This window comes from Klebsiella sp. CTHL.F3a, assembly GCF_019890895.1.
GTDB classification, from domain to species: domain Bacteria; phylum Pseudomonadota; class Gammaproteobacteria; order Enterobacterales; family Enterobacteriaceae; genus Klebsiella; species Klebsiella grimontii.
In genome coordinates, this window is the sequence record NZ_CP082360.1 from 736,241 (window position 1) to 751,356 (window position 15,116).

The 15,116-nt window shown below is 57.1% G+C and carries 14 protein-coding genes and 1 riboswitch; of the genes, 6 read left to right on the plus strand and 8 right to left on the minus strand.

Translation table 11 applies throughout. The features are described 5' to 3' along the window. Positions 1-5 precede the first annotated feature (5 nt). Together K7H21_RS03520 and K7H21_RS03525 are read right to left on the minus strand one after the other, a co-directional pair. A complete protein-coding gene (locus tag K7H21_RS03520) occupies positions 6-1,247 on the minus strand; it encodes a multifunctional CCA addition/repair protein (RefSeq protein WP_004125331.1) in 1,242 nt (413 codons plus the stop codon). Between the two features lie 60 nt (positions 1,248-1,307). Beyond that, positions 1,308-1,928: a TIGR04211 family SH3 domain-containing protein gene (locus K7H21_RS03525; protein WP_004125329.1), complete on the minus strand. Its 621-nt coding sequence runs from the start codon at positions 1,926-1,928 to the stop codon at positions 1,308-1,310. Between the two features lie 214 nt (positions 1,929-2,142). Between K7H21_RS03525 and K7H21_RS03530 the strand changes: the two genes are divergently transcribed. From K7H21_RS03530 to hldE, 3 genes are read left to right on the plus strand one after another with little or no spacing between them, the layout of a single operon-like run. Then, complete coding sequence (locus tag K7H21_RS03530; protein WP_196565303.1) at positions 2,143-3,441, plus strand: CYTH domain-containing protein; 1,299 nt, start codon at positions 2,143-2,145, stop codon at positions 3,439-3,441. A gap of 23 nt (positions 3,442-3,464) precedes the next feature. Beyond that, positions 3,465-6,299 carry a bifunctional [glutamate--ammonia ligase]-adenylyl-L-tyrosine phosphorylase/[glutamate--ammonia-ligase] adenylyltransferase gene (gene glnE / locus K7H21_RS03535; RefSeq protein WP_223035580.1) on the plus strand — a complete coding sequence of 945 codons (2,835 nt, stop codon included), beginning with the start codon at positions 3,465-3,467 and terminating at the stop codon, positions 6,297-6,299. Between the two features lie 58 nt (positions 6,300-6,357). After that, entirely contained in the window at positions 6,358-7,791 is a 1,434-nt protein-coding gene (gene hldE, locus K7H21_RS03540; protein WP_004125323.1) for a bifunctional D-glycero-beta-D-manno-heptose-7-phosphate kinase/D-glycero-beta-D-manno-heptose 1-phosphate adenylyltransferase HldE, read from the plus strand. Positions 7,792-7,944: 153 nt separating this feature from the next. Here the strand turns inward: hldE and K7H21_RS29250 are convergent, their stop codons facing one another. Then, positions 7,945-8,073, minus strand: a complete 129-nt coding sequence (locus K7H21_RS29250; RefSeq protein WP_305955102.1) for a hypothetical protein — start codon at positions 8,071-8,073, stop codon at positions 7,945-7,947. Here K7H21_RS29250 and glgS point away from each other — a divergent pair. Further along, positions 8,065-8,274 carry a cell surface composition regulator GlgS gene (glgS, locus tag K7H21_RS03545; protein WP_004125321.1) on the plus strand — a complete coding sequence of 70 codons (210 nt, stop codon included), beginning with the start codon at positions 8,065-8,067 and terminating at the stop codon, positions 8,272-8,274. The two genes, K7H21_RS29250 and glgS, sit on opposite strands and share 9 nt — an antisense overlap. Before the next feature lie 54 nt (positions 8,275-8,328). On the opposite strand, the gene ubiK is transcribed toward glgS, so the two are convergent. After that, positions 8,329-8,610: a ubiquinone biosynthesis accessory factor UbiK gene (gene ubiK / locus K7H21_RS03550; protein ID WP_049089054.1), complete on the minus strand. Its 282-nt coding sequence runs from the start codon at positions 8,608-8,610 to the stop codon at positions 8,329-8,331. 120 nt (positions 8,611-8,730) lie between these two features. Beyond that, positions 8,731-8,882: riboswitch (FMN riboswitch) on the plus strand. Between the two features lie 106 nt (positions 8,883-8,988). On the opposite strand from ubiK, the gene ribB reads away from it, so the two are divergent. After that, entirely contained in the window at positions 8,989-9,642 is a 654-nt protein-coding gene (gene ribB / locus K7H21_RS03555) for a 3,4-dihydroxy-2-butanone-4-phosphate synthase (protein ID WP_004125315.1), read from the plus strand. Positions 9,643-9,699: 57 nt separating this feature from the next. Here ribB and zupT read toward each other — a convergent pair whose 3' ends face one another. Then, on the minus strand, positions 9,700-10,470 hold the full coding sequence (gene zupT / locus K7H21_RS03560; RefSeq protein ID WP_049112688.1) for a zinc transporter ZupT: 771 nt from the start codon (positions 10,468-10,470) through the stop codon (positions 9,700-9,702). 193 nt (positions 10,471-10,663) lie between these two features. On the opposite strand from zupT, the gene ygiD reads away from it, so the two are divergent. Then, on the plus strand, positions 10,664-11,455 hold the full coding sequence (gene ygiD / locus K7H21_RS03565) for a 4,5-DOPA-extradiol-dioxygenase (protein WP_004125309.1): 792 nt from the start codon (positions 10,664-10,666) through the stop codon (positions 11,453-11,455). A gap of 46 nt (positions 11,456-11,501) precedes the next feature. Here ygiD and K7H21_RS03570 read toward each other — a convergent pair whose 3' ends face one another. The 3 genes from K7H21_RS03570 to tolC form a co-directional block, all read right to left on the minus strand. Next, the gene (locus K7H21_RS03570) at positions 11,502-12,662 is read right to left on the minus strand and encodes a glutathionylspermidine synthase family protein (RefSeq protein WP_004125306.1); all 1,161 of its coding nucleotides are present in this window, start codon (positions 12,660-12,662) and stop codon (positions 11,502-11,504) included. Positions 12,663-12,667: 5 nt separating this feature from the next. After that, positions 12,668-13,336 carry a DUF1190 family protein gene (locus K7H21_RS03575; protein WP_004125303.1) on the minus strand — a complete coding sequence of 223 codons (669 nt, stop codon included), beginning with the start codon at positions 13,334-13,336 and terminating at the stop codon, positions 12,668-12,670. Positions 13,337-13,505: 169 nt separating this feature from the next. Next, the gene (tolC, locus tag K7H21_RS03580; RefSeq protein WP_004125302.1) at positions 13,506-14,954 is read right to left on the minus strand and encodes an outer membrane channel protein TolC; all 1,449 of its coding nucleotides are present in this window, start codon (positions 14,952-14,954) and stop codon (positions 13,506-13,508) included. Positions 14,955-15,116 lie beyond the last annotated feature (162 nt).

Sequence of the window (15,116 nt, forward strand, 5' to 3'; positions counted from 1 at the left end):
CGCCCTCAGTCCCGCGGCTGAGGGCAACGCTTTTCTTTCCAGCGGGCGACGGCCTGAATTCGCCGACGCGTCAGCTCTTCACGAATCTCAACGCCCTGAAAACCTTCGGCAACCACCTCTTTTGTTGAGACCGACCGGGCAACATCCCAGGCTTCCAGCAGCAGGCGTCCCTGCGGATAATCGCAGGCTTCAAAGCCGGTGCGCCCGCGCACGTCGGCCTCGCTGGTTAACGCGATTTGTCTGACACGATGCGGCTTGCGCCAGGCGTCAATATTATCGAACAGCTTGACCAGCGTCTTCGGCTGCAGGATCGGCAGCGTATGAATCAGATCGTGAAATTCGGCGACCAGCTTCGCCAGGTCGCGAATGTCGTTTGGTACTCGCAGGCGGGTGCAGAGCTGCTCGACCAGCTTAACCCCCGCCGGGCCGTGACCATGATGGCGCGGCCAGAGCGCTTTCGGCGTCAGCCCTTTCCCCAGGTCGTGGCATAGGGTGGCAAAACGGACATCCACTTCGGGCGAGAGCATTGCCGCCATGGTGACGGTCATCAGCGTGTGCAGGCCAGTGTCGATTTCCGGGTGCCATTTAGCCGGGGCCGGTACGCCATAAAGCGCGTCGACTTCCGGGAACAGCACCTTGAGCGCGCGGCAGTCGCGTAATGTCTGGAAGAAGACCTGCGGATTGCGGGTGGAAAGGGCGCTTTCCGTCTCTTTCCACACCCGCTCAGGCGTGAGGTGCGCCAGCTCGCCGGCATCGGCCATGGCGCGCATCAGCGCCATGGTTTCATCGGCGATGCGGAACCCCAGATGCGCGTAGCGGGCGGCAAAACGCGCCACGCGCAGGACGCGTAGCGGATCCTCGCTAAAGGCGGGCGAGACGTGGCGCAACAGGCGCTGGCGTAAGTCAGCCTGGCCGCCGTAGGGATCGATAATCTGGCCGTCGGCGTCCTGGGCCAGCGCATTGATCGTCAGATCGCGGCGCAACAGGTCTTGTTCAAGGGTAACGTCGGCTGCGGCATAGCAGGTAAAGCCGGTGTAACCAGAACCTGACTTGCGCTCGGTACGCGCCAGGGCATACTCTTCGCGGCTTTGCGGATGAAGGAACACGGGAAAATCACGGCCTACCTGCTGGTAGCCCGCGTCGAGAAGTTGCTGAGGCGTGGCGCCAACTACGACCCAATCTTTGTCTTTAACCGGTAGCCTTAATAACGCATCTCGTACTGCACCACCGACCAGATAAACCTTCACGCCTTACTCTCCCGTCTTCATTTTCTTACGATGATACGTAAGTCTGGCAGAGAAGACGAATTAGTTCATCCAACGGTCTTTGCGTTTGCGGCTCGGTACCAGGTGCGGCAACACCAGTCCGAGGATCAGGCCGACGCCCAGCACGCCGCCGCCGTACATAAACCACTGCATGATAATGGTGCGCTGTTTGTCATCAAGCTGTAGATTCGCGGCGTTTACCTTTTTCTGCGCGACAACCAGCTCATTTTTCAGCTTTTGGTTCTCTTCTTTCAGGCCGTTAATCACGGCGTCGCTACCGGCGACTTTCTTCTGCATGTCCGCCGTGCGCTGGTTCCAGGTGGTGTCGATGTTGTTGAGTTTGTCGGTCAGGGTTTTGACCTGGTTTTCCAGATCCGGCACGCGGGTGCGCAGGCTGGGCTCGTTGCTCAGCTCTTTCAGGGGGATCCAGGCTGTACGGCCGCTGCCGTCGCGTACCTGAGCATAGTTAGTGCTGTCGTTGGTTTGCAGCACCGCGACTTCTTCCCCGGCGTTGATGGTGCCCACGAGACGATAGTTATCGCCTGGACCGCTGCGCACCCAGGTATTCAGTTCATCTGAAACGTAACGTTTTTCTTCCGCGTGAACCGCCGTGGCGGCGCTCAGCGCCAGCAAAGTCAATGTAATAAGGCGTAATTTAGGCATCAGGTCATCGTTTGGTCATAAAAAGTTGAACGATAGTAGTGGCATCGCCGAAGCGACGCAAAGTTTTCCGCCACAATCGGAATCATCCAGGAGGTGGCCCGGCAAAATGCGCATTGCATGGCGATTCGCCGCAAAATACTATTTACTGACAAGAAATATCGTTGTTAGTTCGCCGCAATTTCCCGGCACAGCATATAAGCGGAAGAATTCAGTCATGGCTCAAGAAATCGAATTAAAGTTTATCGTCGCTCAGGATGGCGTTGACGCGCTGCGTCAGCACCTCAGTACGCTGGAGGCAAAGCATACGCCCGCGGGTCAATTGCTGAATATTTACTATGAAACGGCGGATAACTGGCTGCGCCGTCACGACATGGGGCTACGCATTCGCGGTGACCAGGGGCGCTATGAAATGACGCTGAAAATTGCCGGGCGCGTCGTCGGCGGCCTGCATCAGCGTCCGGAATACAACATTCCGCTGGACACGCCGGAGCTGGCGCTGGAGAAACTGCCGGCTGAGGTCTGGCCGCAGGGGGAACTGCCGGCGGAGCTCGCACAGAACGTACAGCCGCTTTTCAACACCGATTTTGCGCGTGAAAGATGGGTGGTCAAGGAAGGCGACAGCGAAATTGAAATCGCGCTCGACCGCGGCGAAGTGACAGCCGGCGAGCATCAGGAACCGATTTGTGAACTGGAGCTGGAACTGCTGTCCGGTAAAACGCAGGACATTCTGACCCTTGCCCGTCGCCTGCTGGATACCGGCGTACTGCGCCAGGGTAGCCTGAGCAAGGCGGCGCGTGGTTATCATCTGGCGCAGGGCAATGAAGAACGTCCGCTGACCGCGTTAACGATCCTTCGCGTCGCGCCGAAGGCCAGCGTCGAACAGGCGCTGGAAGCGGCGCTGGAAAGCGCGCTCGCGCACTGGCTGTATCATGATGAACTCCTCAATCGCGGCAATGCGAAAGCGAAAGCGGAGATTTTGCACGCTATTGCCCGCGTGCGGCACGCGCTGGTGCTATTTGGCGGTATTGTCCCGCGCAAGGCCACCACGCTGCTGCGTGAGCGTCTGAATGAAGCCGAAACGGCGCTGACCGAGGCCGAAACGGCCCAGGCGGCGCTTTTCAGCGTGGCGACCGTCAGAGCCAAGCTGACGCTCACCGATCTGCTAGTAAACCGCGGCTGGCGTCCTTTCCTGAACGCTGCCGGGGAGCAGAAAATTGCCGGATCGTTTAAACGCTTCGCGGATATTCAGCTCTCCAGAGCTGCGGCGGAGCTGAAAAACACCTTTCGCCAGCCGTCCGCTGACGGTTATGTCGATCAGCTTCCGCGCCTGACCCGCGAAATTGACACCGTTCAGCTGTTATCCGGAGCCTATCTCGACGTCGCCGGGCCGTGGCTGGAAAACTGGCAAGAGACCCGCCGGGCGATTGCGCATAACGACAGTAGCGTTATCGAATATTTTCGTCGCCAGGCGCTGGCAGCGGAGCCGTTCTGGCTGCATAGTGGAAAACGATAATTTCAGGCCAGGGAGCCCCTAAGATGCCGCTTTCTTCGCAGTTACAGCAGCACTGGCAGACGGTTGTAGACCGACTGCCAGCGGATTTTCCCGTATCGACGTTGAGCGAACGGGCGCAATCGGTTATGGCCTTCAGCGATTTTGTCGAGCAGAGTCTGATCGCGCAGCCGCAGTGGCTGGCGGAACTTGAAAGTTCGCCTCCCGAGGCGCTGGAGTGGCACCACTACGCCGAGTGGCTGCAGGTTCGCCTGGCCGAGGTCAATGATGAGGCCGCGCTGATGCGCGAGCTGCGCCAGTTTCGCCGCTGGATTATGGTGCGCATCGCCTGGGCCCAGGCGCTATCGCTGGTCAGCGAAGAGAGCAGTTTGCAGCAGCTAAGCGCGCTGGCGGAGACCTTAATCGTCGCCGCGCGCGACTGGCTTTACGCCGCCTGCTGTCGTGAATGGGGGACGCCGTGTAATGCTGAAGGTTCAGCGCAGCCGCTGCTGATCCTCGGCATGGGCAAGCTCGGCGGCGGCGAGCTGAACTTCTCCTCCGACATCGATCTGATTTTCGCCTGGCCGGAGCACGGCTCCACCCGCGGCGGCCGTCGTGAGCTGGATAACGCGCAGTTTTTTACCCGTCTCGGACAGCGCCTGATTAAGGTGCTGGATCAGCCCACCCAGGATGGCTTTGTCTACCGCGTGGATATGCGATTGCGCCCGTTTGGCGACAGCGGCCCACTGGTGCTGAGCTTTGCCGCGCTGGAAGATTATTACCAGGAGCAGGGGCGCGACTGGGAGCGCTACGCGATGGTAAAAGCGCGAATCATGGGCGATAACGATGGCGTTTACGCCAGCGAGCTGCGCGCCATGCTGCGGCCGTTTGTCTTCCGCCGCTATATTGATTTCAGCGTGATTCAGTCACTGCGCAACATGAAGGGAATGATCGCCCGTGAAGTGCGCCGCCGGGGTCTGAAGGATAATATCAAGCTTGGCGCGGGCGGTATCCGCGAAGTGGAGTTTATCGTCCAGGTCTTCCAACTGATTCGCGGCGGTCGCGAGCCGATGCTGCAACAGCGGGCCCTGCTGCCGACGCTGGCCGCTATCGAAGAGCTGCACCTGCTGCCGGAAGGCGATGCGCGGAGCCTGCGCGAAGCCTATCTGTTTTTGCGACGCCTGGAAAACCTGCTGCAAAGCATCAACGACGAGCAGACGCAAACCCTGCCCCAGGATGAACTTAATCGCGCCCGGCTGGCCTGGGGGATGGGGGCTGCCGACTGGGATACGCTCAGCGCGCGGCTGGCGGAGCAGATGGCCAACGTGCGGCGCGTGTTTAATGAATTGATCGGCGATGATGAAACCCAGTCGCCGGATGAACAGCTTGAAGAGTACTGGCGCGAACTGTGGCAGGACGCGCTGCAGGAGGATGATACCAGCCCGGCGCTGGCGCATCTTGCCGACAGCGATCGCCGCAGCGTGCTGGCGCTGATCGCCGATTTTCGTAAAGAGCTGGACCGGCGCACGATTGGTCCGCGCGGCCGCCAGGTGCTCGACCAGCTCATGCCGCACCTGCTCAGCGAAATTTGTTCGCGCACCGATGCCCCGGTGCCGCTGGCGCGCATTACGCCGCTGCTCACCGGGATTGTCACCCGCACAACCTATCTGGAACTACTGAGCGAATTCCCCGGCGCGTTAAAGCACCTGATTAGCCTGTGCGCGGCGTCGCCGATGGTCGCCAGCCAGCTGGCTCGCCATCCGCTGCTGCTGGACGAGCTACTGGACCCGAATACGCTTTATCAACCGACGGCCACCGATGCCTATCGCGACGAGCTTCGGCAGTATCTGCTGCGCGTACCGGAAGAGGATGAAGAGCAGCAGCTGGAGGCGCTGCGCCAGTTTAAGCAGGCGCAGCTGCTGCATATCGCCGCGGCCGATATCGCCGGAACCCTGCCGGTGATGAAAGTGAGCGATCACTTGACCTGGCTGGCGGAGGCGATGATTGACGCGGTGGTTCAGCAAGCCTGGCTGCAGATGGTGGCCCGCTATGGGCAGCCGACGCACCTGCACGATCGCCAGGGGCGCGGTTTTGCGGTGATCGGCTACGGTAAACTCGGAGGCTGGGAGCTGGGCTACAGTTCCGATCTCGACCTGGTGTTCCTCCACGATTGTCCGATGGAGGTGATGACCGACGGCGAGCGCGAAATCGACGGTCGTCAGTTTTATCTGCGCCTGGCCCAGCGCATCATGCATCTTTTCAGCACTCGCACTTCGTCGGGCATTTTGTACGAAGTGGACGCTCGCTTACGTCCTTCTGGCGCGGCGGGCATGCTGGTGACTACCGCCGATTCCTTTGCCGATTATCAGCAAAACGAGGCATGGACCTGGGAGCACCAGGCGCTGGTTCGCGCCCGCGTAGTGTACGGCGATCCTGAGCTACAGACGCGCTTTGACGCCATTCGTCGGGATATTCTCACCGCTCCGCGAGAAGGCGAAAAACTGCAAACAGAAGTGCGGGAAATGCGTGAAAAAATGCGCGCTCATCTGGGGAATAAGCATCACGATCGCTTTGATATTAAAGCCGATGCCGGGGGAATCACCGATATTGAATTTATTACCCAGTATCTGGTCCTACGCTATGCCAGTGATAAACCGAAGCTCACGCGCTGGTCCGATAACGTCCGTATTCTGGAACTGCTGGCGCAGAATGACATTATGGACGAGGCAGAGGCGAGGGCGTTAACTCACGCTTACACCACGCTGCGCGATGCGCTACATCACCTGGCGCTGCAGGAGCAGCCGGGGAACGTGGCGCCAGAGGCGTTTAGCCAGGAGCGCGAACAGGTCAGCGCCAGCTGGCAGAAGTGGTTGATGGCTTAACTAAAAAAACGGGTGTGCTATTATCGCGCGCAAAGTTTGCGTCTCGCAGGAGAGAGGAATGAAAGTAACGCTGCCAGAGTTTGAACGTGCAGGAGTGTTGGTGGTTGGCGATGTGATGCTGGACCGCTACTGGTATGGTCCCACCAGCCGCATTTCGCCGGAAGCGCCGGTGCCGGTGGTGAAGGTGGAAAATATCGAAGAACGTCCTGGCGGCGCGGCAAACGTGGCGATGAACATTGCGTCCCTCGGCGCGACCTCTCGCCTCGTTGGCCTGACCGGGATTGACGATGCCGCCCGCGCGTTGAGTAAGGCGCTGGCCGACGTTAACGTGAAGTGCGATTTTGTTTCTGTCCCGACGCACCCGACGATTACCAAACTGCGCGTACTGTCGCGTAACCAGCAGCTGATTCGTCTTGATTTTGAAGAGGGTTTCTCCGGCGTCGACCCGCAGCCGATGCACGAGCGGATTCAGCAGGCGCTGGGTTCCATTGGCGCGCTGGTGCTGTCTGATTACGCCAAAGGCGCGCTGACCAGCGTTCAGACCATGATTAAGCTGGCTCGCGACGCGGGTGTCCCGGTGCTCATTGATCCGAAAGGCACTGATTTTGAACGCTATCGCGGCGCCACCCTGCTGACGCCTAACCTCTCAGAGTTTGAGGCGGTAGCGGGTAAATGTAAGGATGAAGAAGAGATCGTTGAACGCGGGATGAAAATCATCGCCGATTTTGACCTCTCCGCGCTGCTGGTGACCCGTTCCGAGCAAGGGATGACGCTACTGCAGCCTGGGCGGCCGCCGCTGCATATGCCTACTCAGGCGCAGGAAGTTTATGATGTTACCGGCGCGGGCGACACGGTCATCGGCGTGCTGGCGGCAACGCTGGCTTCCGGCAACACGCTGGAAGAGGCCTGCTATTTTGCCAACGCGGCGGCGGGCGTCGTGGTGGGTAAACTTGGTACCTCAACCGTTTCACCTATCGAACTGGAGAACGCGGTACGCGGGCGCTCAGAGACCGGTTTTGGCGTGATGGGTGAAGAAGAGCTGAAGCTGGCGGTCGCCGCGGCGCGCAAGCGTGGCGAGAAAGTGGTGATGACCAACGGCGTGTTCGACATTTTACACGCGGGCCACGTTTCCTACCTGGCGAACGCTCGCAAGCTGGGCGATCGGCTGATTGTGGCGGTGAACAGCGACGCATCAACGAAGCGTCTGAAAGGCGAGTCTCGTCCGGTCAATCCGCTGGATCAGCGAATGATCGTGCTGGGCGCGCTGGAAGCCGTCGACTGGGTGGTCTCTTTTGAAGAGGACACTCCGCAGCGGCTGATTGCAGGCATTCTGCCGGATCTGCTGGTGAAAGGCGGCGACTATAAGCCGGAACAGATTGCCGGTAGTGAAGAGGTGTGGGCAAACGGCGGCGAGGTGCTGGTGCTCAACTTCGAAGACGGTTGCTCGACGACCAATATCATTAAGAAGATCCAGAAAGATAACAAACAGTAATGTGTTCTCTCCGCACTGTAGCGGCGGTATATCCGGGATTATCGCGCTAACCGAGGCGTAACCGGCGATAACGCTGCAACACAGAACAAAAGAGGCCCGCGATCGCCTAATTGCGGGCCTCTTTATATTTAATGACGGCATAAATGATTTGGCTCAATAAATCACCATGTTGGGCGCATTTTTCGTACAAAAAACGTTAAGGTAAGGATAAATACTGAAGTAAGTAAAAAGCATATGACCAATCAGAACACCAACGGCTGAAGGAGTATGCGTATGAAGAATAACGATATGTATTTAATGAAGAATTTTGATTTCCTGGCTCAGAGTTTCGCCAGAATGAACGCACAAGGTCAGCCCGTCGATCTTCAGGCCATTGTTGGCAATATGGATGAAGCGCATCGTGAATGGTTTTGTCAACGCTATGAGCTTTACTGCCGGCAGGCGAACAACGCTATGACGCCAGAAGCGGAGCTGGAGCACTAATCAACTTTCCACCTTACCGATATAACAACGGGCCTTGCGGCCCGTTGCTTGTTTTTACTGCTTCTCTTCAGCGTCTGGTGTCGCCGGCGCGCTCAACGAACGACTTTCCAGATCGTTAAGACGCTGCTCCAGCAGCGCCAGCTTTTCACGCGTGCGCAGCAGCACCTGCGTCTGCACGTCGAACTCTTCGCGGCTTACCAGGTCCAGGCGAGTTAACTGCGACTGGAGCACCTGACGAATTTTTTTCTCCACGTCTTCCCCCAGATCGCGGAGCCCTTTTGGCATCGATTCATGAACCTGACGGGCGATTTGTTCAATTTTTTTCGGGTCAATCATGGTGGTATCCTGCTCTGGTCGGTTATGCGCTCATTGTAGTGCGATCGTCGGTGCCTATAAACCATAAATGTTTGAAGCTTATGCATTGCCGACGATAGTCAATAGCGTTATAGTGACTTTGCTTATTCTCAGGGCGGGGCGAAATTCCCCACCGGCGGTAAATCAACCATAGCGTTGAAAGCCCGCGAGCGCTTTCTGTGAATGCAGAAAGGTCAGCAGATCCGGTGTAATTCCGGGGCCGACGGTTAGAGTCCGGATGGGAGAGAGTAACGGCTCAGTCGGGTTTCTGCCCGCTTGCGTTGACTTTTGCCGCTAAACCGGCGCTCCTAAGACTGCCCTGATTCTGGTAACCATACAATTAATGAGGTTTTTTTTACCATGAATCAGACGCTACTTTCCTCTTTTGGTACCGCTTTTGAACGTGTGGAACACGCTTTAGATGCATTGCGCGAAGGCCGCGGTGTGATGGTACTTGACGATGAAGATCGTGAAAATGAAGGCGATATGATTTTCGCCGCTGAAACCATGACCGTTGAGCAAATGGCCCTGACTATTCGTCACGGCAGCGGTATTGTTTGCCTGTGCCTGACGGAAGATCGCCGTAAACAGCTCGACCTGCCAATGATGGTTGAGAACAATACCAGCGCCTACGGTACTGGTTTTACCGTGACCATCGAAGCCGCTGAAGGCGTGACCACTGGCGTTTCCGCCGCTGACCGTGTGACCACCGTGCGCGCGGCAATTGCCGATGGCGCCAAGCCGTCCGACCTGAACCGTCCTGGCCACGTTTTCCCGCTGCGCGCGCAGCCGGGCGGCGTCCTGACCCGCGGCGGCCATACCGAAGCGACTATCGATCTGGTGACCCTGGCGGGTTTCAAACCGGCTGGCGTACTGTGCGAACTGACCAACGACGACGGTTCTATGGCTCGGGCGCCTCAGTGCATCGAGTTTGCTCAGCAACACAATATGGCTGTGGTCACTATCGAAGATCTCGCGGCTTACCGTCGCGAACACGAGCGTAAAGCCAGCTGATTTCGGCTTATTCGCTTAACAAAGCCCACCTCAAGTGGGCTTTGTTGTTTTTGTCTTTTAGCCGATTCCCACCGTTTGCAAAACCACCAGGCTTAATCCCATCACCGACATCCCGCACAGCACGCCATAGCTCGGGTTGCTTTGCGGATCGAGTTCTTTCGCCAGCGGCATAAGCTCATCGACTGACAGCGCAATCATGATACCGGCCACCGCGGCCATGACCGCGCCTATCATTACCGGGGATATCACGCTGCCCAGAACCAGCCAGGCCAGCACGCCGCCAAGGATTTCCGCCATGCCGGAAAGACCCGCCCAGAATACCGCTTTACTTCTGGAACCCGTGGCGGCATAAACCGGTCCGGCTACCGCCAACCCTTCCGGGATGTTATGTAGCGCAACGGCTAACGCGACCCCCATCCCCAGTTCGAGGTTATTGCTGGCCGTCACGAAGGTCGCTATGCCCTCGGGGAAGTTATGCAGGCTGATGCCTAACGTCAGCAATATCGCCGTACGGCGCAGATTGCGCGGGCGGGAAATACCGGGAGACATCAGATCCTGGGGGTGGGCGTGAGGCAGTATGCGATCAAGCGCAAAATAGCCCAGAAGACCGATAATAAACATGCCGTAGCCGAGCAGCGGCGACATACCTTCGGTAGCCAGCGCGGCAGGCAGCATTTCCATCAACGAAATCAACAGCATGATCCCGGCGGCGAAACCCAGAGAGAACCCCAATAAGCGGTTCGAGGGTTTCTGCCCAATAACGCCGAAAATTGCCCCAATAAAGGTGGCGCTCCCTGCCAGCAGGGTCAAAATTATGGGGGATGACATCCTGCATCTCCTTATGAAAATGATTCTTATGAAGAGTATTTCTCTTCATTAACGATCGCAAACGCGCTGATGCACGCTTTACCGACTCTTACATTCAAATTTTCTGACGATCATCATCATGCTTATCTGAGTTTATCCTCCATAGAAAGAGCGTAATGTAAATACATCAACTTTCTTAATAAAGGATATCACTATGTCCCGTACCCGCATGCCCGCGCTCTTTTTAGGCCACGGTAGTCCGATGAACGTGCTGGAAGATAACATCTATACCCGCGCCTGGCGGCATCTGGGCGAGACGCTGCCGCGGCCTAAAGCCATTGTGGTGATTTCCGCGCACTGGTTTACACGCGGTACGGGAGTGACCGCGATGGAGGCGCCGAAAACGATCCATGATTTTGGCGGTTTTCCACAGGCGCTTTACGATACGCATTATCCGGCGCCGGGTTCACCTGAGCTGGCCCAACGCCTGGTTGAGCTGCTGGCGCCGGTGCCGGTGACGCTGGATAAAGAAGCCTGGGGCTTTGACCACGGTTCATGGGGCGTGTTGATTAAAATGTATCCCGATGCCGATATTCCGATGGTGCAACTAAGTATTGATAGCACGAAACCCGCCGCATGGCATTTCGAAATGGGGCGTAAGCTGGCTCAGCTGCGCGATGAAGGGATTATGCTGGTCGCAAGCGGCAACGTGGTGCATAACCTGCGTACCGCGCGCTGGCACGGCGAGAATACGCCATATCCCTGGGCTGAGTCGTTTAATGACTACGTGAAAGCGAATCTGAACTGGAAAGGCCCCGTGGCTGAGCATCCGCTGGTGAATTACCTGGCGCATGAAGGTGGATCGCTATCTAACCCGACGGCCGATCACTTCCTACCGCTGTTGTACGTACTGGGGGCGTGGGACGGCGAGGAGCCGATAACTATTCCGGTTGAAGGAATAGAGATGGGGTCGTTGAGTATGCTGTCAGTAGTGATTGGCGCTTGAGAAAAAACAAAACCCCGGCAGTAAGCGGTGCAGCCGGGGTTCAGTGTTACTCGACGAAAATGTGCGGATAAAAGCGCGACAGGTCCTGAGTGATCAGCGCCCGGTCTTCGCGAATGCCAATCCCCGCAGGCTGATCGTTAATTAGCCAGCTGCCAATCAACGTGTAGCTGTCGCCAAACTTCGGTAAGGGATAGAACTCCTGGACGATGGTGCCTTCTTCGCCGTACGGCCCTTCTACCGACTCCAGCACTTTACCGTTCTCCACGATAGAGACGTTAGCGCCTTCGCGTGAGAAGATGGGCTTGATAACGTACTTGTCCATCTCCGGATGCGCATCTTCGCTGAAATAAGCGGCCAGTAGGTTTGGATGGTTGGGGAACATATCCCACAGCAGCGGCAGCAGCGCTTTGTTGGAGATAATGCTCTTCCACGCTGGCTCCAGCCAGCGCACGCCAGCGTCTTCCAGCTTGGTAGAGAAGACCTCACGCAGCATGAACTCCCACGGATAGAGCTTGAACAGATTACCAATCACCTGGTCCTGTAGGTCGGTAAACTGACCTTTTTCGCCAAGACCGATATCTTCGATGTAAAGGAATTCGGTTGCCACACCCGCTTCTGCGGCGCAGTCCTGCAAATATTGCACGGTACCGCGGTCTTCAACGGTATCGCGGCAGCAGGCCATATGCAGCAGCTGAAAGCCGAACTGCTCGCGCAGCTCGCTGAAGCGTTCGATCAGCTTCTCCTGCAGGCTGTTGAACTGATCGCTGCCCGCCGGAAGTTGACCGGCGTTAAGCTGATCTTCCATCCAGATCCACTGGAAGAATGCCGCTTCATACAGAGACGTTGGCGTATCGGCGTTGTTCTCCAGCAGCTTCGGCTCACCTACGCCGTCCCACGCGAGATCGAGACGCGAATACAGCGAAGGCTGATGGGTTTTCCACGACTGACGTACAAAGCCCCATGTGTGTTTGGGGATGCGAAATTTGACCATTAACTCATCGCTGGCGATGACTTTCTCTACCGCCTGCAGACACATCTGATGCAGTTCAGCGGTAACATCCTCAAGCTTCTCAACCTGCGCCAGCGTCAGTTTGTAATAGGCCTCTTCGCTCCAGTACGGCTCGCCGTACATAGTGTGAAAGTTAAAGCCATATTCTGTCGCCTTTTCGCGCCAGTCCGGGCGCTCGGTAATGCTGATTCTTTCCATGTCGCTTAGCCGCCCATTGAGCGTGAAGAAGAGGAGCTTGCTGAGCTACGCTGCATTGTTGATTGCTTAGCGACCGAGTCGCCAAACCCGCCGCGCGTCACGGTGCTGGTGGTGGCCGGTTTCGGCGCCATCGCGGTTTTCGGCACGGTCATAGTACGGCCAGGCTGCGCTGCGCCGTAGCTCTTACCACCCGCGTCGGTGTATTTACCATAGGCCGGGCTGGCCGGATTTTTTGAGCTGAACAGCGGTTGCTGAGCGCCCATTCCGCCGCCCATCATCCGGCCCATCATGTAGCCAGCCATCAGCGGCATCCAGAAGCTGCCGCTGCTTTGCGCCTGTGCCTGGTTTTCCGGAGCCATGCCAGCCTGAGCCGGCGCCTGCTGGCACTGACCTTCACCGAATTCGGCGACGCAATCTTCACGGGAGGCGTATTTCGGCGCGGTACGTTCCGCTTCTTTAAGCGCGTTATTGTAAGCGGTGGTGCACTCTGCGGATTTGCTCGGGTTAGCGGCAGAGCAGTCATCGGCGTTTTGATACAGAGAAACCGTTTCATCGCTTTGTTCACAACCGGCGAGCATAAATACCGCCGTCACGGCAAGCGCGACGGGAGTTAAATGACGAGCGCTCCAGCTTTTGCGGAAGGAGGCGTGTTTAATATTTTTTGTCCGTTTCATGTTTGTCTTCCTGGACCCAGTGGTATGCGTTTTGTTAACGCTCAGGATAGAGGATGAGTGGTGGAAAATGAAGCGAATAGGGGCGGAAAGCGGGGGATCTTTACGTTGCCTTACGTTTAACGCTTCGCTTACCCGCGGGGTAAGCGAAGCGTGGAGTGCGCAAGCGTGATTACTGGCGGAACGGGTTGCTGCCGTTGGTGCTGCGTGCGGACGCCGGTTTTGCCGCGGCGGTGTTGCTGTAGCCGTCAGCGCTGGCATCCTGCTGCGGATTTTCCGGCGCGACGCTGTCCGGCGAGGTCGGAATCGCTTTACCCAGCGTGTTGTTCAGCGCAACCAGGTCCTGCTCGTTCAGCGTACCGAGCGCGGACTTGATGTTCAGCTCGTTAATCAGGTAGTTATAACGCGCGTTGGACAGCTGCTGTTTTGCGTTATACAGCGTGGTGGTCGCGTCCAGGACATCGACGATGGTACGCGTTCCCACTGAATAACCGGCTTCCATGGCATCCAGTGAACTTTGGGCAGAGACCACGGCCTGTTTGTAGGCATTGATGCTGCTGATGGACGCGTTCACGTTGTTAAAAGAGGAACGAACGGTCTGCACCACGCTACGATGCGCGCTTTCCAACTGCTCGCTGGCGCCGACAAAGTTGTACTGCGCCTGTTTAACCTGGGAGTTCACCATCCCGCCCTGATACAGCGGCAGGGAGAAGTTCAGGCCGATTTGGTTCTGCCCGATATCTCTGTCCTGCGTGGTGTTTTTAGAACCATTGTAGCTGTTATTAGATACGCTACTGGTCGCGTTTAAATTCAGGGTCGGCAGATGCCCATCCTGCGCCTGGCGAATTTGCTCGCGCGCCAGGTCCTGGCTGAGTCGGGCCTGCAGCAGCGACAGGTTGCGGTTTTCCGCTTCTTTCAGCAGCGCGTTCACCGCCGATGGTTTCGTGGTTTTAAACCCATCAACATTCAGCGAGGCCAGCTCCGGATAGTAGTTGCCGGTCACCTGGCGCAGCTCTTCAACCGCGTTATCGAGGTCGTTGCGCGCGGTGACTTCGTTTGCCAGCACGGCATCGTACTGTGAACGGGCGTTCTGTACGTCAGTAATCGCCACCAGGCCAACGTTAAAGCGCTGGGTGGTCTGATCTAACTGGCGGTAAATAGCCTGTTTCTGCGCTTCGGTATAGGAGAGCGTATCGATAGCGGCCAGCACTTTAAAATAGGCCGTCGCGGTGTTCAGAATCAGCGTTTGCTGGTCCGTCTGATAGGTGACGTCCTGAATGCCGGCGTTCTTTTCCTGCAGCGTCAGCGCACGCCATTTCGACATATCAAACAGAACCTGCGTGAGCTGCAGCGATCCGCTGGTGACGTCGGAATTCTGGTCTTTAGCATCACGGAAGCCGCTAGTATAGGTATAATCGGCACCCAGACCGAGCTGCGGCAGTAACGGGCTACGCGCTTCGTTGATCTTCTCGAATGCGGCATCACGATCGGCTGCTGATTTACGCAGATCAGGGTTGCTGATACGCGCCTGCTGATAAACCTGCAGCAGGTTTTCTGCCTGGCTCATGGCGCTGAAGCCAGTCAGGCCCAGGCCGATAAGGATGGGAAAGAGTTTCTTCATTTGCATTCCTTGTTGTGAAGCATTTAGCGCTACTCAAATTCTAAAAATAATCACTGATTGTATAGAGTCTGTTACCGTAAAAAGTTGGCGTTATGTGCCATGGGGCGGTAATTTGCACCAATCTAACATACGAGCCGTAAAACGGTAGCCACACCGCCTATA

Excerpts from the sequence above, each read along its gene's own strand:
- K7H21_RS03575 (WP_004125303.1), bottom strand. The coding sequence starts at position 13,336 with ATGAAACGGACAAAAAATATTAAACACGCCTCCTTCCGCAAAAGCTGG.
- zupT (WP_049112688.1), bottom strand. The coding sequence starts at position 10,470 with ATGTCATCCCCCATAATTTTGACCCTGCTGGCAGGGAGCGCCACCTTT.
- K7H21_RS03525 (WP_004125329.1), bottom strand. The coding sequence starts at position 1,928 with ATGCCTAAATTACGCCTTATTACATTGACTTTGCTGGCGCTGAGCGCC.
- hldE (WP_004125323.1), top strand. The coding sequence starts at position 6,358 with ATGAAAGTAACGCTGCCAGAGTTTGAACGTGCAGGAGTGTTGGTGGTT.
- K7H21_RS03530 (WP_196565303.1), top strand. The coding sequence starts at position 2,143 with ATGGCTCAAGAAATCGAATTAAAGTTTATCGTCGCTCAGGATGGCGTT.
- tolC (WP_004125302.1), bottom strand. The coding sequence starts at position 14,954 with ATGAAGAAACTCTTTCCCATCCTTATCGGCCTGGGCCTGACTGGCTTC.
- ribB (WP_004125315.1), top strand. The coding sequence starts at position 8,989 with ATGAATCAGACGCTACTTTCCTCTTTTGGTACCGCTTTTGAACGTGTG.
- ygiD (WP_004125309.1), top strand. The coding sequence starts at position 10,664 with ATGTCCCGTACCCGCATGCCCGCGCTCTTTTTAGGCCACGGTAGTCCG.
- glnE (WP_223035580.1), top strand. The coding sequence starts at position 3,465 with ATGCCGCTTTCTTCGCAGTTACAGCAGCACTGGCAGACGGTTGTAGAC.
- K7H21_RS03570 (WP_004125306.1), bottom strand. The coding sequence starts at position 12,662 with ATGGAAAGAATCAGCATTACCGAGCGCCCGGACTGGCGCGAAAAGGCG.
- ubiK (WP_049089054.1), bottom strand. The coding sequence starts at position 8,610 with ATGATTGACCCGAAAAAAATTGAACAAATCGCCCGTCAGGTTCATGAA.
- glgS (WP_004125321.1), top strand. The coding sequence starts at position 8,065 with ATGAAGAATAACGATATGTATTTAATGAAGAATTTTGATTTCCTGGCT.